Annotated in this window: 19 protein-coding genes; all 19 read left to right on the top strand. The window is 40.3% G+C overall.

Translation table 11 applies throughout. From position 1 onward, the window contains the following. Window positions 1–39 precede the first annotated feature (39 nt). Complete coding sequence (locus ASU35_RS04395; RefSeq protein WP_058351841.1) at window positions 40–1,242, top strand: C40 family peptidase; 1,203 nt, start codon at window positions 40–42, stop codon at window positions 1,240–1,242. 85 nt (window positions 1,243–1,327) lie between these two features. Continuing rightward, a complete protein-coding gene (rnhA, locus tag ASU35_RS04390) occupies window positions 1,328–1,804 on the top strand; it encodes a ribonuclease HI (RefSeq protein WP_058351840.1) in 477 nt (158 codons plus the stop codon). A 12-nt stretch (window positions 1,805–1,816) separates the two neighbouring features. Next, window positions 1,817–4,453, top strand: a complete 2,637-nt coding sequence (mutS, locus tag ASU35_RS04385) for a DNA mismatch repair protein MutS (RefSeq protein ID WP_058351839.1) — start codon at window positions 1,817–1,819, stop codon at window positions 4,451–4,453. 2 nt (window positions 4,454–4,455) lie between these two features. Then, window positions 4,456–6,273 (top strand): DNA mismatch repair endonuclease MutL, encoded by a 1,818-nt coding sequence (mutL, locus tag ASU35_RS04380; protein WP_058351838.1) that lies wholly within the window; start codon window positions 4,456–4,458, stop codon window positions 6,271–6,273. Between the two features lie 10 nt (window positions 6,274–6,283). Then, complete coding sequence (gene miaA / locus ASU35_RS04375; RefSeq protein ID WP_058351864.1) at window positions 6,284–7,246, top strand: tRNA (adenosine(37)-N6)-dimethylallyltransferase MiaA; 963 nt, start codon at window positions 6,284–6,286, stop codon at window positions 7,244–7,246. Between the two features lie 2 nt (window positions 7,247–7,248). Further along, the gene (locus ASU35_RS04370; protein ID WP_058351837.1) at window positions 7,249–8,538 is read left to right on the top strand and encodes a methionine gamma-lyase family protein; all 1,290 of its coding nucleotides are present in this window, start codon (window positions 7,249–7,251) and stop codon (window positions 8,536–8,538) included. Window positions 8,539–8,583: 45 nt separating this feature from the next. Then, the gene (gene radC / locus ASU35_RS04365) at window positions 8,584–9,324 is read left to right on the top strand and encodes a RadC family protein (RefSeq protein ID WP_242861197.1); all 741 of its coding nucleotides are present in this window, start codon (window positions 8,584–8,586) and stop codon (window positions 9,322–9,324) included. Further along, window positions 9,324–10,364, top strand: a complete 1,041-nt coding sequence (mreB, locus tag ASU35_RS04360) for a rod shape-determining protein (RefSeq protein ID WP_058351836.1) — start codon at window positions 9,324–9,326, stop codon at window positions 10,362–10,364. The genes radC and mreB overlap by 1 nt, the downstream gene beginning before the upstream one ends. Window positions 10,365–10,391: 27 nt before the next feature. Then, the gene (mreC, locus tag ASU35_RS04355; RefSeq protein ID WP_058351835.1) at window positions 10,392–11,258 is read left to right on the top strand and encodes a rod shape-determining protein MreC; all 867 of its coding nucleotides are present in this window, start codon (window positions 10,392–10,394) and stop codon (window positions 11,256–11,258) included. Window positions 11,259–11,277: 19 nt separating this feature from the next. Then, on the top strand, window positions 11,278–11,784 hold the full coding sequence (gene mreD / locus ASU35_RS04350) for a rod shape-determining protein MreD (RefSeq protein WP_058351834.1): 507 nt from the start codon (window positions 11,278–11,280) through the stop codon (window positions 11,782–11,784). Between the two features lie 5 nt (window positions 11,785–11,789). Next, window positions 11,790–14,627, top strand: coding sequence for a penicillin-binding transpeptidase domain-containing protein (locus ASU35_RS04345; protein WP_058351833.1), 2,838 nt, complete (start codon window positions 11,790–11,792; stop codon window positions 14,625–14,627). 17 nt (window positions 14,628–14,644) lie between these two features. Beyond that, entirely contained in the window at window positions 14,645–15,322 is a 678-nt protein-coding gene (gene minC, locus ASU35_RS04340; protein WP_058351832.1) for a septum site-determining protein MinC, read from the top strand. Window positions 15,323–15,359: 37 nt separating this feature from the next. Beyond that, window positions 15,360–16,151 (top strand): septum site-determining protein MinD, encoded by a 792-nt coding sequence (minD, locus tag ASU35_RS04335; protein WP_058351831.1) that lies wholly within the window; start codon window positions 15,360–15,362, stop codon window positions 16,149–16,151. 14 nt (window positions 16,152–16,165) lie between these two features. Next, window positions 16,166–16,441: a cell division topological specificity factor MinE gene (gene minE, locus ASU35_RS04330; RefSeq protein WP_058351830.1), complete on the top strand. Its 276-nt coding sequence runs from the start codon at window positions 16,166–16,168 to the stop codon at window positions 16,439–16,441. Window positions 16,442–16,457: 16 nt separating this feature from the next. Further along, on the top strand, window positions 16,458–17,651 hold the full coding sequence (locus ASU35_RS04325; RefSeq protein ID WP_058351829.1) for an FtsW/RodA/SpoVE family cell cycle protein: 1,194 nt from the start codon (window positions 16,458–16,460) through the stop codon (window positions 17,649–17,651). Window positions 17,652–17,680: 29 nt separating this feature from the next. Further along, a complete protein-coding gene (locus ASU35_RS04320; RefSeq protein ID WP_058351828.1) occupies window positions 17,681–18,076 on the top strand; it encodes a methylglyoxal synthase in 396 nt (131 codons plus the stop codon). Further along, window positions 18,057–19,025 (top strand): D-alanyl-D-alanine carboxypeptidase family protein, encoded by a 969-nt coding sequence (locus ASU35_RS04315; RefSeq protein WP_058351827.1) that lies wholly within the window; start codon window positions 18,057–18,059, stop codon window positions 19,023–19,025. The genes ASU35_RS04320 and ASU35_RS04315 overlap by 20 nt, the downstream gene beginning before the upstream one ends. A 156-nt stretch (window positions 19,026–19,181) precedes the next feature. Continuing rightward, on the top strand, window positions 19,182–19,601 hold the full coding sequence (locus tag ASU35_RS04310; protein ID WP_058351826.1) for a hypothetical protein: 420 nt from the start codon (window positions 19,182–19,184) through the stop codon (window positions 19,599–19,601). Between the two features lie 139 nt (window positions 19,602–19,740). Beyond that, the gene (locus ASU35_RS04305) at window positions 19,741–21,147 is read left to right on the top strand and encodes a biotin/lipoyl attachment domain-containing protein (protein WP_058351825.1); all 1,407 of its coding nucleotides are present in this window, start codon (window positions 19,741–19,743) and stop codon (window positions 21,145–21,147) included. The last annotated feature ends 4 nt before the right edge of the window (window positions 21,148–21,151 follow it).

Below are 21,151 nucleotides of genomic sequence, written 5' to 3'. Positions count from 1 at the left end.
TATTTTGATAAACAAAATGAGTCAAGAGGAGGAAGCTAAATGAACCGTAACAGGAAATGGATGGCGGCCCTTGGTATTGCAGGTGTAACTGTAATTGCTGCAGCAGCTATGCCATCAAGTGCCTCAGTTCTTTTGAGCGGAACAGAGGTCGCTGGTATTACTCTTAACTTAAGCAATTATGCACAGGAGACTGTTTCTGAGGATACTACAGAAGTGGAAAACCCACAGGTAAAAATAATAGCCGAAAATGATACAGCAGAAGAGAAGACCGAAGAAAAAGAAGAAGAATTTAAGCTCAATCTGGTATATGACAGACTGGGTGTTGCCAAGGTAGATAACTGGCTGAATATCCGTAAAGGACCTGGAGAAGACAAAACAATCATTGGAAAACTTCCTAAGAATGCCGGCTGCCATATTTATAAAATTAATAAAGACGGCTGGGCAAAGATTGTATCTGGTAAGGTAACCGGCTGGGTAAAGGCAGAGTATCTTGTTACAGACGAGGAAGCAGAGGAGTATGCAAAAGAGGTTGCTACCCGTCTGGCTACGGTTAATACAACTACCTTAAAGCTTCGCACTCTTCCAACTACCGATTCCAGAGTCTATGACCTCGTTGGCATCGAGGAAGAGATGGATGTAAAAAAAGAGAAGCTGACAGAGAGCTATGTCCAGAAGTTTGTTGATAAGCTGAAGGAAGAAGATAAGGAAGCCTTAGATGGCATTGATATTGATGCTATGATGGCTGACCTTGGCAACTGGGTATGCGTTACCCTGGATAGTGAAAAGGTTTTCGTTTCCAAGGAATTTGTTGATATTTCTTACAAGCTGGAAAGAGCTGTCGCTGTAGGAGAGGTAAAGGCCGATGAAGCCAATGGTATTTCTTCTACCCGTGCAGACATGGTTGAGTTTGCAAAGAAATATCTGGGTGGAAAATATGTCTATGGTGGCACCAGTCTTACTAATGGTACTGACTGTTCGGGATTTACTATGCGTATCTACGAGCATTTTGGATACTCCATTCCAAGAACCTCTTCAGCCCAGGCAAGCTACTTTACTGGAATCAAGTCCTCTGAAGCAAAGCCGGGTGATTTGTTCTTCTACGGAAGTAATGGACGTGTCAGCCATGTTGCCATGTACATTGGTGATGGTCAGGTAATCCATGCAAGTAATGCACGAACGGGAATTAAAATTTCCAATGCCTTTTATCGTACACCGATTAAGGTAGGACGGATTATTAAATAAGTTCTGGTTTTCCTGAACGGGGGTTGATTTAGCCCCCGTTTTTCATGTATAATAAATTGTTAGCTTAAAAAGGAGAGAAATTACTATGCTAGTTAAAATATATACCGATGGTTCTGCCAGAGGGAACCCGGACGGTCCCGGCGGTTATGGCACGATTTTGAGCTATACCGACCAAAAGGGGTGTGAGCATATCCGTGAGTATTCCTGCGGTTATAAAAAAACCACCAATAACCGGATGGAACTTATGGCTGCTATTATTGGTCTGGAGGCCTTAAACCGGCCTTGCGAGGTAGAGCTTTATTCTGATTCCCAGTATCTTGTTAAGGCTTTTAATGAGCATTGGATTGACGGCTGGATAAAAAAAGGCTGGAAGCGTGGGAGGAATGAGCCTGTTAAAAATGTGGATTTATGGAAAAGACTGCTGGAGGCAAAAAAGCCGCATCAGGTAACGTTTATCTGGGTAAAGGGGCATGATGGGCATCCCCAGAATGAACGCTGCGATGAGCTGGCTACTACTGCAGCAGATGGAGACAATCTTTTAGAGGATACAATAGATGAATAAAGAGGGAAAAATATGGCACAAATGACACCAATGATGCAGCAGTATCTGGAAACCAAAAAGGAATATAAGGACTGTATTTTATTCTATCGTCTGGGCGATTTTTATGAAATGTTTTTTGAGGATGCCCTGACCTGCTCGAAGGAGCTTGAAATCACCCTGACAGGAAAAAACTGCGGTATGGAAGAAAGGGCACCGATGTGTGGTATCCCCTATCATGCAGTGGATGCATATTTAAATAAATTAATTGAAAAAGGCTATAAGGTTGCTATCTGTGAGCAGGTAGAGGATCCAAAGCAGGCAAAGGGAATTGTAAAAAGAGAGGTTATCCGTATTGTAACTCCTGGTACAAATCTGAATACTCAATCTCTGGACGAAAGCCGTAATAATTATCTGATGGGGATCGTTTATACAACGAATGCCTACGGTGTATCTACTGTTGATGTTACTACAGGAGATTATTATGTCACTGAAATTGACACGGAGCGTAAGCTTTTGGATGAAATCAACCGTTTTATGCCGTCAGAGATTATCTGCAATGACTCCTTTTATGTATCTGGTATCGACCTGGAGGACTTGAAGAACCGGCTTTCCATCTCCATCTCTGCCCTGGATCCCTGGTATTTTGATGATGATTTGTGTATTAAGAGCTTGAAAGAGCATTTTAAAACCGGATCTTTAGATGGATTAGGACTAAAGGATTATACAATAGGTACAATTGCTGCAGGAGCAGTTATGCAGTATCTTCAGGAAACTCAGAAAAATGCCCTGATTCATCTGACAACGCTGACACCTTATGTTACCAGCCGTTTTATGGTGCTGGACAGCTCTACCAGAAGAAATCTGGAGCTTACCGAAACTTTGCGGGAAAAGAATAAACGGGGTTCTCTTTTATGGGTACTGGATAAAACGAAAACTGCTATGGGAGCCAGGATGCTGCGAAGCTTTTTGGAGCAGCCACTGATTGATGAGGAAGAGATTAACCGCCGCCTGGATGCGATTGAGGAACTGAATCAGAATGTAATTACAAGAGAAGAACTTAGGGAATATTTAAATCCTGTATATGACCTGGAGCGTCTGATTAGTAAAATCAGCTATAAAACAGCAAATCCAAGGGATATGATAGCCTTTGAGACCTCTCTTTCCATGCTGCCGCATATCCGTTTTTTATTAACCAGTCTGACAGGCTCTTTGTGGCAGGATATTTGTGAAGATTTGGATACTCTGGAGGATTTATGCCGGCTTATTGAAGATTCCATAGAAGAGGAACCACCGATTTCCATTCGGGATGGCGGTATCATCAAGACAGGATATCATGAAGAAATTGATACTCTTAGGAAAGCAAAAACCGAGGGTAAGGACTGGCTGGCCGAGCTGGAAGCAAAGGAAAAGGAAGCCACAGGTATCAAAAATCTCCGTATCAAATACAATAAGGTATTCGGCTATTATTTTGAGGTTACGAATTCTTATCAGGATTTGGCTCCACCTCACTGGGTACGCAAACAGACCCTGGCTAATGCCGAGAGATATACAAGTGATGAGCTAAAAAAGCTGGAGGATATTATCCTGGGAGCAGAGGACAAGCTGTTTACCCTGGAATATAATGTATTTTGTGAAATCCGGGATTCGATTGCAGCCCAGATACCACGAATTCAGAAGACGGCCAAGGCAGTAGCCGGAGCCGATGTATTTACTTCTTTGGCATTGGTAGCGGAACGAAATAACTTTGTACGTCCTCACATCAATACACGGGGAATTATTGATATAAAAAATGGCCGTCATCCGGTAGTAGAGCAGATGATTGTAAATGATTTGTTTGTTGCCAATGACACTTATCTTGACAACGAAAATCATCGTGTTTCGATTATTACAGGACCTAATATGGCTGGTAAATCCACCTATATGCGACAGACGGCACTGATTGTCCTTATGGCTCAGATTGGAAGCTTTGTACCGGCAGAAGGTGCAGATATTGGTATTGTGGACCGTATTTTTACCCGTGTAGGAGCCTCTGATGATTTAGCCTCCGGGCAGAGCACCTTTATGGTAGAGATGACAGAGGTAGCCAATATTTTGCGGAATGCAACAAAAGACAGTCTTTTAATTCTGGATGAGATTGGCCGCGGAACCAGTACCTTTGACGGGCTAAGTATTGCCTGGGCAGTTGTTGAGCATATCAGTAATCCTAAGCTTTTAGGTGCCAAAACCCTGTTTGCGACTCATTACCATGAGCTAACAGAGCTGGAAGGAAAGCTGGATAGTGTAAATAATTATTGTATCGCCGTCAAGGAGCAGGGGGATGATATCGTATTTTTACGAAAAATTGTAAGAGGTGGAGCGGATCAAAGCTATGGTATCCAGGTAGCCCGTCTGGCAGGAGTTCCGGCCAGTGTATTAAGCCGTGCCCGAGAAATTGCCGATGAGCTTGCTAACCACGATATTACGCAACGGGCTAAGAAGATTGCCGCTGCAACAGCAGTTACAGTATCAGAGGAGGCTTTCCAGATGTCGATTTTCGATGCTATGGACAGCAAACGTTCCTCCGAGGATATTATTCTGGAGCTTCGCAATCTGGATTTGGCTAACCTGACACCGATTGATGCTTTAAATACGCTTTATAAGCTACAGACAAAAGTAAAGGATAGATGGTAACCATGGGAATTGTTTTACTTGATGAAAATACCATAAATAAAATAGCGGCTGGAGAGGTAGTAGAGCGTCCTGCTGCCGTTGTAAAGGAGCTGGTAGAAAATGCAATTGATGCCGGCTCCAGTGCTGTCACTATAGAGATAAAGGAAGGCGGTATAAGCTTTATCCGCATTACAGATAATGGCTGTGGCATCCCAAAGGAGGAGATACGCCTTGCTTTTGAGCGGCATTCCACCAGTAAAATCCGTTCCGCTGAGGATTTGTTCCATATTTCCAGCCTGGGCTTCCGGGGTGAGGCCCTTGCCAGCATCGCGGCAGTAGCCCAGGTAGAGCTGGTAACAAAAACGAAAGGAAGTCTTACAGGAAATCGTTTTGTCATTGACGGAGGACAGGAAAAGTCATTAGAAGAGATTGGCTGTCCTGATGGTACAACCTTTTTGGTTCGAAACTTATTTTTTAACACACCGGCCAGAAGGAAGTTTTTAAAATCAGCTATGACAGAGGCGGGGTATGTAAATGACCTGGTAGAACGTCTGGCCATTTCCCATCCAGAGGTTTCCTTTAAATTTATAAATAACAACCAGATTAAGCTCCAGACATCTGGAAATTCTAATTGTAAAGAAATTATTTATCATGTATACGGAAGGGATATCGCTGGACAGCTTCTAGAGCTCAATACAGAAAAAAACGGACTCCGATTGACAGGTTATATCGGCAAACCGATAATTTCCCGGGGCAACCGAAATTATATGAATTATTTCATTAATGGGCGGTATATAAAAAGTGCCATTATCAACAAAGCCATTGAAGAGGCCTATAAGCCTTATTCCATGACACATCGATACCCTTTTACCAGTATTATATTAGAGCTTGACCCTGCCCGGATTGATGTCAATGTACATCCGACGAAAATGGAAATCCGTATCAGTAATCAGGAAGAGGTATTCCAATTTGTATACGATGCTATTTCAGAGGCACTTTCCAGAAGGGAGCTGATACCGGAGGTTGTAATCGGCACGGAAAAAAAGGAAAAACCGACAAGCCTAAAAAAGGAGATAACAAAAGCTCCGGAGCCTTTTGAACTAAAACGCCGGCAGGAGACTGTACCTTTGCCTCTTCCTTCGATTGTTCGGGAGGAAGAAGCTATTTTGCCTGTATTATCAGAGGTTATAAAGCCTGCCGTCCTGACAGAGCCGCCAGTGCAGATGGATTTATTTGAAGAGCAGCTGCTTTCCAGGGAAGCGGTAAAGGAACACCGAATTATCGGTCAGCTGTTTAAGACCTACTGGATTATCGAGTACAGGGATAAAATGTTTTTGATTGACCAGCATGCAGCTCACGAAAAAGTATTATTTGAGCGAACAATGGCTGCTCTTAAAATAAAAGAAATGACCTCCCAGCTTCTCAATCCTCCGCTGATTATTTCTTTTACTATGAGAGAGGAAGCCGCTTTAAAAGAGCATCTTACAGTTTTGGAACGACTTGGCTTTGAAATTGAGCATTTTGGTGGCAAGGAGTACTCTGTTCGTGCTGTACCTGCTGATTTATACGGTATTGCAGCAAGAGAGCTGCTTTTGGAGCTGATTGACAGCCTGGTAGAAGAGGATGGCAAAAAAAATCCGGAGCTCATTTTGGAAAAAGTTGCATCCATGTCCTGTAAAGCTGCCGTAAAAGGAAATCAACAGATTTCTGAGGCAGAGGCCAGGGCATTGATTGATGAGCTTATGACGCTGGAAAATCCCTATCACTGCCCCCATGGAAGGCCGGTTATTGTTTCCATGACAAAGCAGGAGATTGAGAAGAAATTTAAACGTATTGTATGAGGAAAAAGTAATGAAACAGCCACTTATTATACTGACAGGACCGACTGCTGTTGGAAAAACTGAGCTTTCCATTGCCCTTGCAAAAGCTGTAAACGGAGAAATTATCTCTGCAGATTCTATGCAGGTATATAAATATATGGACATAGGAACAGCTAAGATAAGACCGGAGGAAATGCAGGGAATTCCACATTATCTGGTGGATGAACTTTCTCCGGAGGAGGGCTTTAATGTAGTCCGCTTTTCCCAGCTGGCAAAGTACTATATAGACCAGATTTATGCCAAGGGAAAAATTCCGATTCTGGTAGGTGGTACCGGCTTTTACATCCAGGCAGTGCTTTATGACATTGATTTTACAGAAAATGAAGAGGATAAGTCTTTTCGTAGGGAGCTGGAGAGCTTTTCTAGGGAGCAGGGAGAACTAGCTCTTCATGAAAGGCTGAAGCAGGTGGATCCGGCTTCGGCAGAAAAAATTCATCCCAATAATGTAAAGCGGGTCATTCGTGCCCTGGAGTATTATAACCAGACCGGCGAGCCTATTTCTGCACACAACGAAAAAGAACGACAGAAAATAAGTCCCTATAATGCTGCCTACTTTGTTTTAACTAATGACAGGGCACTTTTGTATGATCGGATTAACAAACGGGTTGATAAGATGCTGGAAAATGGGCTTGTAAAAGAGGTGAAAGGTCTTTTACAAAGAGGCTACAAAAAGGAGATGGTTTCCATGCAGGGCCTTGGCTACAAGGAAATCATTGCTTATCTGGAGGGGCGTTCAACTCTTGAAGAAGCTATCTATATTTTAAAACGTGATACCAGACATTTTGCAAAAAGACAGATAACCTGGTTTAAAAGAGAGAAAGAGGTTATCTGGCTTGATAAAAGTAAGTATATGTCTGAGGAGGAGCTTTTAGATGCTATACTTGGACAACTTAAAATACAGGGGATTCTTCCCTGGGAAGAGAAAAGAGGATAAAAATGAAAGAACAGTTAAATCATATTTATCAGGAGCTTTCCATTTCCAAAGAGATTATGAATTTTTGTGAAGATATTTTAGATGGTCTTAAGGAGCGTTTTGATGAAATTGACCGAATTGCTGAATACAACCAACTTAAAGTAATCAAGGCTATGCAGGACAACCGAGTCAGTGATGTACATTTTGCTGCCACTACCGGCTATGGCTACAATGATATCGGAAGAGAGACCCTGGAGGCCGTTTATGCCTCTGCCTTCCATGCGGAATCTGCACTAGTGCGTCCACAGCTGACCTGTGGAACCCATGCCTTAAGTACAGCACTGGCTGCAAATTTAAGACCTGGGGACGAGCTTTTATCCCCAGTTGGGAAACCCTATGATACTCTGGAGGGTGTTATCGGTATCCAGCCAACCAAGGGCTCTATGGCAGAATACGGTGTAACCTATGCCCAGGTAGACCTTCTGCCGGATGGCAGCTTTGATTTTGATGGCATTAAAAAGGCAATGAATGATAGAACCAAAATGGTAACTATTCAGCGTTCCAAGGGCTATCAGACCCGTCCAACCCTTTCTGTAGAACGGATTGGAGAACTGATTTCCTTTGTAAAGAGTGTTAAGCCGGATATAATCTGTATGGTAGATAACTGCTACGGTGAATTTGTGGAGAGCCTAGAGCCAAGTGATGTAGGAGCTGATTTGTGTGTCGGTTCTTTGATTAAAAACCCGGGAGGCGGACTGGCTCCAATCGGTGGCTATATCGTTGGAAAGGAAGAGTACGTTGATAACTGTGCTTATCGTCTGACGGCTCCTGGACTTGGAAAAGAAGTCGGTGCAACCCTTGGGATTAACAATCAGCTGTTCCAGGGCTTTTTCATGGCACCTCAGGTCGTGTCCGGTGCACTAAAAGGTGCGATTTTTGCTGCTAATGCTTATGAAAAGCTTGGATTTCCAGTTATTCCAAACGGTTCTGAGCCACGCTATGATATTATTCAGGCTGTTACCTTAGGCTCCCCTGAGCGGATTATTGCTTTTTGCAAGGGCATTCAGGCAGCAGCACCGGTAGACAGCTTTGTGACTCCAGAGCCATGGGCCATGCCAGGCTATCATTCTGATGTTATCATGGCAGCAGGTGCCTTTATTCAAGGCTCTTCAATAGAGCTTTCTGCCGATGCACCAATTGAACCACCATATGCCGTCTATTTCCAGGGCGGACTTACCTGGTATCATGCGAAGCTTGGTATTCTAATGTCTTTGCAGAAATTATATGAAGAAAAATTAATAAAATTGTCATAGTTTGTTGGGAAAGTTAGGTATACAAATTAGCTGTTTTATGTTAAAATGTACTTTGAAGTTTTAGGCGGATGGTTTCTGACCACAGAAAATATGAAAAAACAGCATATAACTACAAAGGAACTCCCATTATCTGAGCAGCCCTATGAGAAATGTGAGCAGTTAGGTGCAGAGGCTTTATCAGACGCAGAGCTTGTGGCGATTATTATTAAAAGCGGTACCCGTACCGAGTCATCGGTTGAATTGGCACAGCGTCTTCTTTCTATGGAAGAAAATAATGAGGGAATTTCTTTTCTGGCTTATACAACCATGCAGGAGCTAATGGAGCTTCCGGGAATTGGACGTGTCAAAGCAATACAGCTTTTAGCAGCAGTAGAGCTTGGAAAACGTATTTCCAGCTTTTCTGTAGAAAAAAAGTCCTTCCATGGACCAAAGGAACTGGCCAGACGTTATATTCCCAGGATGCGGCACCTTTTGCAGGAAAAAGTCATTCTTGTTATGATGGATACGAAATGCCATATTATAAAGGAATCTGTAGTTTTTGCCGGGACGGTTAATTCCTCTCCGCTGGAAGCAAGGGAGATTTTTCTCCTGGCACTAAAGCATAGAGCTGTATTCATTGTACTTCTCCATAATCATCCCAGCGGAGATCCGCAGCCGAGCCACGCCGATCTGGCAACTACCAGACGGATTAAGGATGCGGGAGATTTATTGGGAATCCGGCTTATGGATCACATCATAATTGGAGATAATGAATATATCAGTTTAAAAGAGAAAGGATTTTTATAATGTCAAAAAAGATGTTTGGTATCGATCTTGGAACCAGTAAGATAAAAATATACAAAAAGGGTGAAGGTATTGTTTTAGACGAAAAAAATGTCATTGCCATTGCCAATAAAAAGGATCTGATTGCAGCTGGTGATGAAGCCTATGAAATGTGTGAAAAAGCACCAAAGCATATTAGTGTGTCCTATCCGGTAAAGCTTGGTGTTATCGCTGAAATTGCACATATGCAGATGCTTTTGAACCATTTCTTTGAACAGCTGATTGGAAAAAAGACAGCCTTTGGTGCTGCCTCTGATTTTCTGATTGCTGTTCCAACCGATATTACAGAGGTAGAAAAAAAATCCTTCCACGACTTAATTGTAAATTCCAGTGTAAAGAGTAAAACCATTGGTATGGTAGAAAAGCCGATTGCAACAGCCCTTGGCATGGGGTTAGACATTTATAATGCCCACGGCGTCCTGACGGTAGATATTGGAGCTGATACAACAGAGATTTCTATTCTTTCCCTGGGCGGTATCGTGCTAAGCAAGCTTCTTCCCCTGGGTGGCAACCGCATTGATGAGGCAATTAAAGCTTTTGTAAAAAAGCGTTATAATCTGGTGATTGGCGATAAGACAGCAGAGCATATCAAAACTAATCTGGTATCTGCCTATGCGGATCAAAAGGAGTCCTTATTTGTATGTGGCCGTAATGTTGTAACCGGACTTCCTTGTGAAATGGAAATTTTTTCTGATGAAGTGAACGAGGTAGTAAAAGAGCTTCTAATTACCATTATTGACTCTGTAAAAATGATTTTAGAGAGAACTCCACCGGAAATTTCCGCAGATATTTACCGTTCTGGTCTTTACTTAACCGGCGGCTGCTCCCAAATGCGGGATTTGGACAAGCTCTTTTCCCATGAGACCAATTTAAATGTCAACCTGGCAGAGGATCCTGAAAATACCGTAGCTAACGGACTTGGCTCCTTGATTGAAAACGGCGGTTCCAATAAGCTGTCAGCCGGTGTTATTCAGACCGCTTTTTCGAAAGCAAAATTAAAGTAAATGAATTTGTAATAAAAGGAGGGCAATATGAGGCGTAGAACAAAGCTTCCTATTGAGCCTAAAGTCGTATTGATTGCTTTCTCACTGATTTGCTTTGTACTGATTATCGTTTCCTTTCAGTACGAGGAAAAGCTGGCACCGGTAAAAAGCTTTGCTGGTGAAGTTGTTACTCCGATGCAGAAGGGTATCAACTCTGTAGGAACCTGGTTTTTCGACAGAGCACAGATATTTACAACGATGGAAAAGCTGATTGAAGAAAACAACCAGTTAAAAGAAGAATTGGCTAATATTTCTTATGAAAATAAAATATTGCAGCAGGAAAGATACGAACTGGATGACCTGCGTAAGCTTTATAAACTGGATGAAAAATATGCCAGTTACCCAAAGGTTGCTGCCAGAGTCATCAGTCGTGATTCCAACAACTGGTATAACCAGTTCTGTATTGATAAGGGCTCCAAGGATGGCCTTTCTGTCAATATGAATGTGATTGCAGGGGATGGTCTTGTCGGCATTATCACTGAAGTAGGTGAGAACTGGTCCAAGGTTCGTACCATTATTGACGATAAAAGCAATGTCAGCAGTATGACATTAAAATCCTCTGATATTTGTAATGTTAAAGGTAATCTGGAGCTGATTGACCAGGGATTAATTGAACTTGAGCTAGCTGATAGGGATGCTGATATTAAAGAGGGAGATGAAATTGTTACCTCTCATATCAGTGACCGTTACCTGGAAGGAATACTGATTGGTTATGTCAACAGTATTTCTGTAGATTCCTCTAATATGACCCAGTCAGGTTATTTAACACCTGCTGTATCCTTTGATTCTCTGGATACAGTTCTTGTCATTACCGAACTGAAAAAAGAGCTTCCTAAGGAAGCCATTACTTACTAGAAGGAGAAGATTCTCTGAAATGAAACGTTTTATAACACTTGCTCTGCTGATTACCGTCTGTTTTTTACTTCAGACAACGATATTTCAGATGCTTTCTCTGGCAGATGTCGTGCCAAATCTTTTACTGATTCTTACCGTAGCCTTTGGCTATATGCGAGGAGAAAAGGAAGGACTTTACATCGGTTTTTGCTGCGGTCTTTTAGTAGATTGTATTTTTGGAGATGTTGTAGGCATATATGCTTTTATCTATATGCTCATTGGTTATATAAACGGTTTTGTTAATAAAATGTATTACAGTGATGATATTATTATTCCTGTAGTATTAGTAGCTGCCAGTGACTTTATTTATGATTTTTTATATTATGTATTTGAATTTCTGCTCCGGGGACGGCTTAATTTCTTTTTCTATTTAAGGAGAATTATGCTCCCAGAGCTGATTTACACTGTTTTATTGTCTGTTTTATTCTACAAGCTGTTTCATACAATCAACAGCTGGTTGGAGAAAATGGAAAAAAGGGAGGCTTGAAAAAGATGCTGGATTCAATTTGGAATAAGATCAAGGGTGTTGCACAGTCCAGATTATTCCCTGTTTCCATTATATTTTTTATACTGTTTTTTTTACTGATTCGGCAGATTTTTGTCCTTCAGATTATTGAAGGACAGACCTATAAGAATCAAAGCATTATCCGGGACGAAAAGCTTAGGTACTTAAAAAGCACCCGGGGTAATATCTATGACCGCAATGGTAAGCTCTTAGCTTATGATGAATTATCTTACTCTGTTACAGTTGAAGACATCGGAGCTCTGACAACGAATGAAGAAAAGAATTCCATGATTTATGAATTGATTCAGCTGATCGAAGAAAACGGAGATAGTATTATTTCTGATTTTTCCATTGTGCAGGATGAGGGTGGTAATCTTCAATTTACCGTTGAGGGAAATTCCCTGATACGCTTTAAAAAGGATGTTTATTCTCTATCCAATAAAGAAAAGCTGAGTACCGAGCAGGCAAATGCCAGTGCCCAGGATATTTATGACTATATCCGTTCCGATGGCAATGGTTCCTGCTGCTTTAATATCTCAGAAAACTACAGTGTGGAAGATACCTTAAAAATTATGTCTATTCGTTTTTCTTTGTTTATGAACCGATATAAAAGCTGGCTTCCAAGCACTGTTGCAACGGATTTGCGAGATAAAACGGTTGCTGCCATTAAAGAAAGCAGTGCAGAGCTTCCTGGAGTTGAAATTGTCCAGGAAACACACCGCGTTTATAATGACAGCAAATATTTTGCTCATATTCTTGGGTATACAGGAACAGTAACTGCAGATGAGCTTGCTGAGCTTGAAGCCTCTGGTGAAGCAGATAAGTATACACAGACAGACCAGATTGGAAAAACCGGTCTGGAAAAGGAATACGAAAGCTATCTTCATGGAACAAAAGGGCAGGAAAGGCTCCTTGTAAATGAAAATAACAAGGTCATTGATATTACAGACCGTGAAGAGTCTACGGCAGGCAATGATTTATATATTACCATAGATGCCGATCTTCAGAAAAAAGCCTATGATATTTTAGAGAAAAAGATAGCTTCCATTCTCTGTGCCCAGATTAATAATGGCATGGATTATGGAACCAAGGGAGAGTCTGCAAATAATATTAAAATTCCAATCTATGAGGTTTATAATGCTCTGATTGAAAATAATGTGATTGATATCAAAAAGCTGGATGACGAAAATGCAACCTCCACTGAACAAAGTGTGTACCAGAAATTTTTATCCGAGGAAAAAAATGCATTGAAATCGATAAAAAATGTTCTATCCTCTGAGGAGAAAAAGGCCAATAAAAGCTATGGTAATACTATGGAGGAATACCTTGATTATGTTTACTCCATGTTAAAGTCCAATAAAGTACTGCTTACAGATTCCATTGACATAAATAACAGTGTTTATAAGGACTATATCGCAGATAAAACAAGCTTAAGCCGCTTGTTAAAAACGGCAATTGCAAACAATTGGATTGACCTTACCCAGTTGGAAGCAGGCGATGATTTTTACAGTACGGAGGAGCTTTATGAGAAGCTTCTGGATTATATTGAAAAGGCTCTTAAGCAGGACAAGAGCTTTACTAAAAAAATCTATCGTACTATGATTTTTTCCTATAAACTTTCAGGCCGGGAAATCTGTATTTTGTTGTTTGACCAGGGTGTTTTGGAATATGATGAGGGACAGATTGAAAAGCTGAATAGTGGAAGAGTATCAGCCTATAGTTTTCTGATTGACCAGATTAAAAAGCTGAAAATCACTCCAGGCCAGCTGGCACTGGAGCCATGCTCCGGCTCTGCTGTTGTTACCGATCCAAGCAACGGAGAGGTACTGGCATTGGTTTCTTATCCTGGCTATGATAACAATAAGTTTGCAAACCGGATTGATTCGGAATATTTTGCTTATTTAAATGAAAGCAAGGCCTATCCGCTTATGAACCGTCCATTACAGCAGCAGACGGCACCAGGTTCTACCTTTAAGCTGGTATCGGCAACTGCAGCCTTAGACAGTGGTGTCTTGCAGCCTGTTGAACGGGTCAATTCACCGGTAGCTTTTGATAAGGTAGATAAGGAGCATCCTGCCAAATGCTGGAAAACATCAGGCTCTCATGGCCATCTGGATGTAACAGATGCCATTGGCGTATCCTGTAATTATTTCTTTTATGAAATGGGATACCGCATGAGTCTAAAAAATGGTGTTTATAAGAGCGAAAAAGGTTTGAAAACTTTGGAAAAATATGCTAAAATGTTTGGATTAGGAGAGACATCAGGAATTGAGCTTTATGAATATGAGCCTCATATCTCGGATAGTGACTCAATTCGTTCGGCAATCGGCCAGGGTACGAATAACTTTACCCCTGCCCAGCTGGCACGCTACATTACTACGGTTGCCAATGAAGGTACCTGTTATAATCTCACCATAGTAGATAAGGTAAAGGATTTGGATGGAAATATCATTCTGGACAATGAAGCAGAAATCTATAATAAGCTTTCTATTTCTTCCCGAATCTTCAGCCTTTTAAAATCCGGGCTGTATAAAGTAGTATATGGTCCTGAAAGCTCTATTTCTTATCTGTTTAACAAGTTAAGCTTTACAGTTGCTGGTAAAACGGGTACTGCCCAGGAAAGTAAATCTCATCCAAACCATGCATTATTTGTATCCTTTGCACCATATGAAGAACCAAAAATCGCAGTAACGGTTACCATACCAAATGGTTACACCTCTACCAATGCTGCGACTACAGCAAGGGATATTTATAAATATTATTTTAAGGATACTTCTTCCAATGATGATGATAATGTAAGTGTCAGCGGAAGAGTTGCAGACTAATTACAGGAGGAAATGCTATGGACAATTCGGTAATCATAAAGGGTACTAAATCCGGCATTATTCTTGTGCTGGATGCTTCCTTGGACTTTGCAGAATTAAAAGAAAGAATTCGAGTTAAGCTACAGGCTTCTGCCGCTTTTTTAGGCGATGCTGCCATGGCCTTAAGCTTTGAAGGCAGAACTCTTTCAGACAAAGAACAGCGGGAAATTCTGGATATTATTGATGATACTACCGATTTAAATATAGTATGTGTCACTGAAACAGATGAGCGTAAGCAGGCTATTATGGAAAAGAGCCTGAATGACCGTCTGATGGAATTAAATACCAATACCGGCCAGTTTTATAAGGGGAATCTTCGTAGTGGCCAGGTTTTAGAGGTAGCGACAAGTATTATTATTTTAGGGGATGTCAATCCGGGAGCCAAGGTCGTTTCTACTGGCAACATTGTTGTCCTTGGAGCCTTGAAGGGAAATGCCTATGCAGGTGTTTCCGGCAACCAAAATGCTTTTGTTCTGGCCCTTGACATGGCACCGGTACAGGTTAAAATAGCAGAGGTTATTGCACGTTGTCCGGATCAGCCAAATATAGCGGCAAAGAATAATATCAGGAATACACAGATTGCTTACCTTGAAAACGGCAATCTGTATATTGAGCCTTTGAGCAGAGATGTTATAAATGACATTCATTTATTTTAAAATAAAAAGGTAAACAAGAGAATGGAGGTCCATTAAAATGGGAGAAGTAATTGTAATTACATCTGGAAAAGGCGGTGTTGGTAAAACTACAACTACAGCCAATGTAGGAACAGGCTTGGCAAAGCTGAATAAAAAAGTCGTATTAATTGATACGGATATAGGACTTAGAAATCTTGATGTTGTTTTAGGCCTTGAGAATCGGATCGTATACAATCTGGTGGATGTAGTAGAAGGTAACTGCCGTATCAAGCAGGCACTGATAAAGGACAAGCGTTATCCAAATCTGTATCTCTTACCATCTGCACAGACAAGAGATAAGACAAGCGTAACTCCGGAGCAGATGAAAAAGCTGGCAGACGAGCTGAGAGAGGAATTTGATTACATATTAATGGACTGTCCTGCCGGTATTGAACAGGGCTTCAAAAATGCGATTGCAGGTGCTGACAGTGCATTAGTAGTTACTACTCCAGAGGTATCTGCAGTTCGTGATGCTGACCGTATTATCGGTCTGTTAGAGTCAAATGAACTGAAGAATACACATCTTATTGTAAACCGTCTGCGTCCGGATATGGTAAAAAGAGGCGACATGATGTCTGCTGATGACGTAGTAGAAATCCTGGCCATTGATTTAATTGGTATTGTTCCTGATGATGAAAATATCGTTATTTCTACGAACCAGGGTGAACCATTGGTTGGAAATGACACACTTGCTGGACAAGCTTATATGAATATCTGCCGCAGAGTTATTGGGGAAGATGTTCCATTGCTTGATTTATCTGTGAAAACCGGATTTATGTCCAAGCTGACGAACTTATTTAAGAAGAATTAAGGAGGATTTTTATTATGGGTTTTGCAGATTTCTTTAAGAAAAAGTCCTCTGGAAATGTAGCCAAGGACAGACTGAAACTGGTTTTAGTATCAGACCGTGCAAACTGCTCTCCAGAAATTATGGAGCAGATGAAAAATGATATTATTATGGTAATTTCAAAATATGTTGAAATTGACGTTGAAGGGTTAGATATTAAAATTACCCAGACAGAATCTGAAGGTAATAATGGAGCTGTGCCAGCACTTTTCGCAAACATTCCAATCAAAGATTTAAGACATACCAGCAAATAGTAAGGATGGATTGTAAATGCGTAATACAAGGAGTTTTGACTTGAATTTTTCAAAACAGAAGCTGACTTTGGCATTAAAACGATATAATTTTTTTCTACTTTTTGTAGTTACAATACTTGGCATTGCAGGGGCCTGGTTTATCGGCCTTGCCAGCGGAGCAGAAAAAGGACCGGGAGCTTTTAAGAAACAGCTCTTTGGACTGGTTGCCGGGCTTATTATTGCAAGCTTTGTTTCTTTCATTGACTATCATTTTATATGCCGATTTGTAATACTATATTATATCGTTGGAACTTTGATGGTTGCTGCCACCAAATTTTCACCGCTCGGTACGGATTTAAATACCGGTTCCTACCGATGGCTGGATTTGCCAGGAATCAATTTGCAGCCTTCAGAGCTTACAAAGATTATTTTGGTATTGACGTTGGCTGTTTTTCTGGATAAGAGAGAAGAACGTATGAACCAGCTCCGTACTCTGGTGATGGCTACGCTTATCATGGTACTGCCAACAGGTTTTGTTCTGGTACAATCAGATCTATCCTCCAGCATGGTTATGATTTTTTTATTTGCTATTATGACATTTACTGCAGGATTATCTTATAAGATTGTACTGCCGATCCTCGGTATCGGTGTTCCGGCATTTATTGCCTTGTTCTGGTACATTCAGCAGCCGTATCAGGTTATTTTGAGGGATTATCAGTTAGAACGTATTATCGGCTTTTTAAATCCTGAAAAATATGCAAATTCGACCATGTACCAGCAGAATCATTCAGTACAGGCAATTGCCTCAGGACAGCTGATTGGAAAGTCTTTTATGTCCAACGCCTCTGATACCCGTGGCTATCGATACGTTGATATTAATGAGGCTGATTTTATCTTTTCTGTGATTGGAGAAGAAGTAGGTTTTATTGGAAGCTGTATCATAATTGCCTTGCTGGCGGCTGTTGTTATCCTTTGTGTAAAAGCATCCAGAGCCGCCTATGACCGTCTTGGAATGTTAATTGCTATTGGAATTGCAGCAATGTTTATGTTTCAGATATTTGCTAATATTGGCGTAGCTACCCGTATGCTCCCAAACACAGGCTTGCCTCTTCCGTTCTTAAGTGCAGGCCTGAGCTCCATGGCTGGCAGTATGATTGGTATCGGGCTAATATTAAATATTGATTATCAATCTTCATCCAGAGGTAGACATGGTGGATTTTCTATGTTATAACTTTACTATAAATAAAAGGAGGTATTCTTGTGAATATTGGAATGATTGCACATGACGCAAAGAAAAAGCTGATGCAGAACTTTTGTATTGCTTATCGCGGTATCTTAAGTAAAAATACAATTTATGCAACCGGCACGACTGGAAGACTAATAGAGGAAGTTACCAATCTTTCCGTTCATAAATTTCTTGCCGGTCATTTAGGCGGTGAACAGCAGATGGGAGCTCAGATTGAGCACAACGAAATTGATTTAGTTATTTTTCTTCGGGATCCTAATGCAAAAGCCCATGAGCCAAATGTTGATAATGTCGTAAAGCTGTGCGATATGCATAATATCCCGTTAGCAACTAATCTTGCTACAGCAGAGCTGTTAATCAAGGCATTAGACAGAGGAGATCTGGAGTGGCGTGAAATTCTTAAAAACTAACTGGGGTTCGATTAGGTGTTTCTGCTTTCTTTTAGCAGGCAGCCTTTTTCTGACAGGCTGTTTTCGGAAGAAGCAGTCGGAACTTCCTATTTATGGGGTTATAGGTGGTTCATCACTAACAGAAGCAATACCCTTTACGAAGGATTTATGTGTTGTTCCTAAAAATAGGGATGTTGATTATATAAACGGTATGGACGCTGCTTCATCCCTGATTTTTGATATTACAGATAAAAAGGTACTTTATGCAGACAATATTTACCAGAAGCTTTATCCAGCCAGTGTGACGAAAATTATGACTGCACTTGTTGCTTTAAAATACGGCAATCTGACGGATACAGTAACGGTAAGCTATAGAGCATCTCATATCAGTGAATGGGGTGCGAAAAAGTGCGGCTTCCAGGAAGGTGATAAAATCGTTCTGGAAGATTTGTTATGTGCTTTTTTAATTTATTCTGGAAATGATGCTGGAATTGCTATTGCAGAACACATTGCAGGAAGTGAAAAAAAATTTGCAGCTCTTATGAATGAAGAAGCAAAGCGAATCGGAGCAACTGGCTCTCATTTTGTAAATCCTCACGGACTTCATGATAGTAAACATTATACTACAACCTACGATGTTTATTTAATCTTTAATGAATGCATCAAAGATGATACCTTTTTATCCATTATACAGTCACCATCCTGTAGGATTTCCTACGAAGATAAAGACGGGGTTACACATACAGTTTCCTACGAATCAACGAATCGATATCTCATCGGAAAAGAAGCAGTTCCCGATGGAGTCACTGTAATTGGTGGTAAAACAGGAACTACCGGTAAAGCGGGGGCCTGTCTTGTTCTTTTAAGTAAAAATAAAAGTGGTCATTCCTTTATTTCTGTTATTTTTAAATCTGAGACCGGAGATACGCTGTTTTCACAGATGTTTCAGCTACTGCAAATGGAAGAATAAAAATATTTATAAATTTACTGATTTAGTAGTTGTATTTTTGTAAATTTCGTACTATAATTATCCTATAGTTATTCAAAAGCTATACAATTAAAACAAATTTCTGCAAATTTTTCCCATCTTCGTGAGAATTTGTAGTGAATTAAGGAGGAGATTACAATGATACAAATTATTGCAGGCGAAAAAGGTAAAGGCAAAACAAAAATTCTTCTGGAAAAGGTAAATACAGATATCAAAACAGCTAATGGCAATGTAGTTTACCTTGACAAAAGCACCAAGCATATGTATGAGTTAAATAACAAAGTACGTCTTATCAATGTAAAGGATTTTCTCGTTTCCAATTATAATGAATTTCTTGGCTTTATCTGTGGTATTATTTCCCAGGACCATGATTTGGAAAAAGTGTATCTGGACAGCTTTTTGAAGGTTGCCTGTGTAGAAGAGGCAGGTCTTGAAGAGGTTTTGAAAAAGCTCACCAAGATTTCTGAAGCCTTCCATATTGATTTTGTATTAAGCGTATCATTGAATAAAGAGCAAATACCAGAAAGTGTACAAAAAGACATCATTGTTGCTTTATAAATAAATTTTCCTTACATAAGCGTGAAAGACAGATTGGAGACAGTCTGTCTTTTACATTTGTAAAAATTTATACTTTCTTTTTAAATAGAAATTTAGTATAATTAATAGTCAGTATGTGTTAAAAAATGGAGGCATTTTCTTGGCAAATAGGCATAGTAATGTAAGACGATATAGAAGACCAATTCATATTAACCTTGGAGTAATTATTTTTTTAATTATTCTGGTTTATATGATTGTCATTTGTGTCAGTTATTTTCAAAAGGATCCTACCAGCATCTATGAAGTAACAGAAAAAAGTATTGCTGATGATAATCACTTCAAGGGGATTGCTCTACGGGATGAAACTATTTATTATACGGACAGAGCCGGTTATATCAACTATTATATTGGTGAAGGTGAGCGTATCGGGAAAAATGATATTATTTACTCCGTAGATGAAAATGGTAGTATTTACAATCAAATTATGGAAAGTGATGAAGAAGGCACGGTTTCTGCCGATGATCGTGCCCGAATCCGCAATGATATTTCTTCTTTCCGAAAATCTTATACAGACAGCAATTACAGTGCTGTAAAGGATTTTTGCTACGATTTGGAAAATACGGTTTTAGAAACAGGAAGCAGTACATTGGTATCTAATTTAAAGGAAATCATGAAATCCACTGGTGACAAAAGCTTCTTTTCTTTGGTTTCTTCAAAGAAAAGCGGCATCATCAGCTATACGATGGATGGAAAAGAGGCTCTTAAGGCTTCTGCTATAACCAAGGCCGACTTTGAGAATATGAAGGAAGAAAGAACCCAGCTCCGTTCCAGTGAAGCCGTAAAATCGGGAGATCCTGTATACAAAATGATTAACAGTGAGGACTGGCAGATTGTCATTGCCCTGACCGACACCCAGTATGATAAGCTAAAAGAAAAGGAAAAGGTTACTGTTATTTTCAAAAAGGATGAAGTAAAGACAGTTGCAGGCCTAACTTTCTTGGAAAATGGAGGAGATTATTTTGCTGCTTTATCCTTTAATAAATATGTCATCCGCTATATGAATGACCGCTATCTGGATATTGAGCTTTTACTGAATTCAGCACAAGGTTTAAAAATACCGGTTACTGCCATTTTGGAAAAGGAATTCTTAATGGTTCCGACGGACTATGTGAATATCGGTGGTACGAAAAATACAATGGGTGTCATTAAGGAAGCCTTCAATAAAAAAGGCGAGGCTGAATATACCTTTACTCCAGTTACTGTTTTTTACGAAACAGAAGATGGTTTTTATTATATTGAGTCCGAGAATCTGTCTGCTGGAGATACGATACAAAAAGCTGATTCGGGGAGTGAATACGAGCTTTCTAAAACAGGTACACTGGAAGGCGTGTACAATGTAAATAAAGGTTATGCAGTATTCCGGGTTATTGAGAAGGAATATGCCAATAAGGAATATGCTATTGTAAAAAAAGGAACCGCCTATGGTTTATCGGCTTACGATCATATTGTAGTCGATGCGAATGCAATTAGTGAGTCAGAAATTGTAAATCAAAAAAAGAAGGATTGATTTT

Origin of the sequence: Acetivibrio ethanolgignens (genome assembly GCF_001461035.1) — a bacterium.
Classification (GTDB): domain Bacteria; phylum Bacillota; class Clostridia; order Lachnospirales; family Lachnospiraceae; genus Velocimicrobium; species Velocimicrobium ethanolgignens.
The sequence above is the reverse complement of the archived record's forward strand: the minus strand, read 5'-3'. Positions and strand labels throughout refer to the sequence as shown.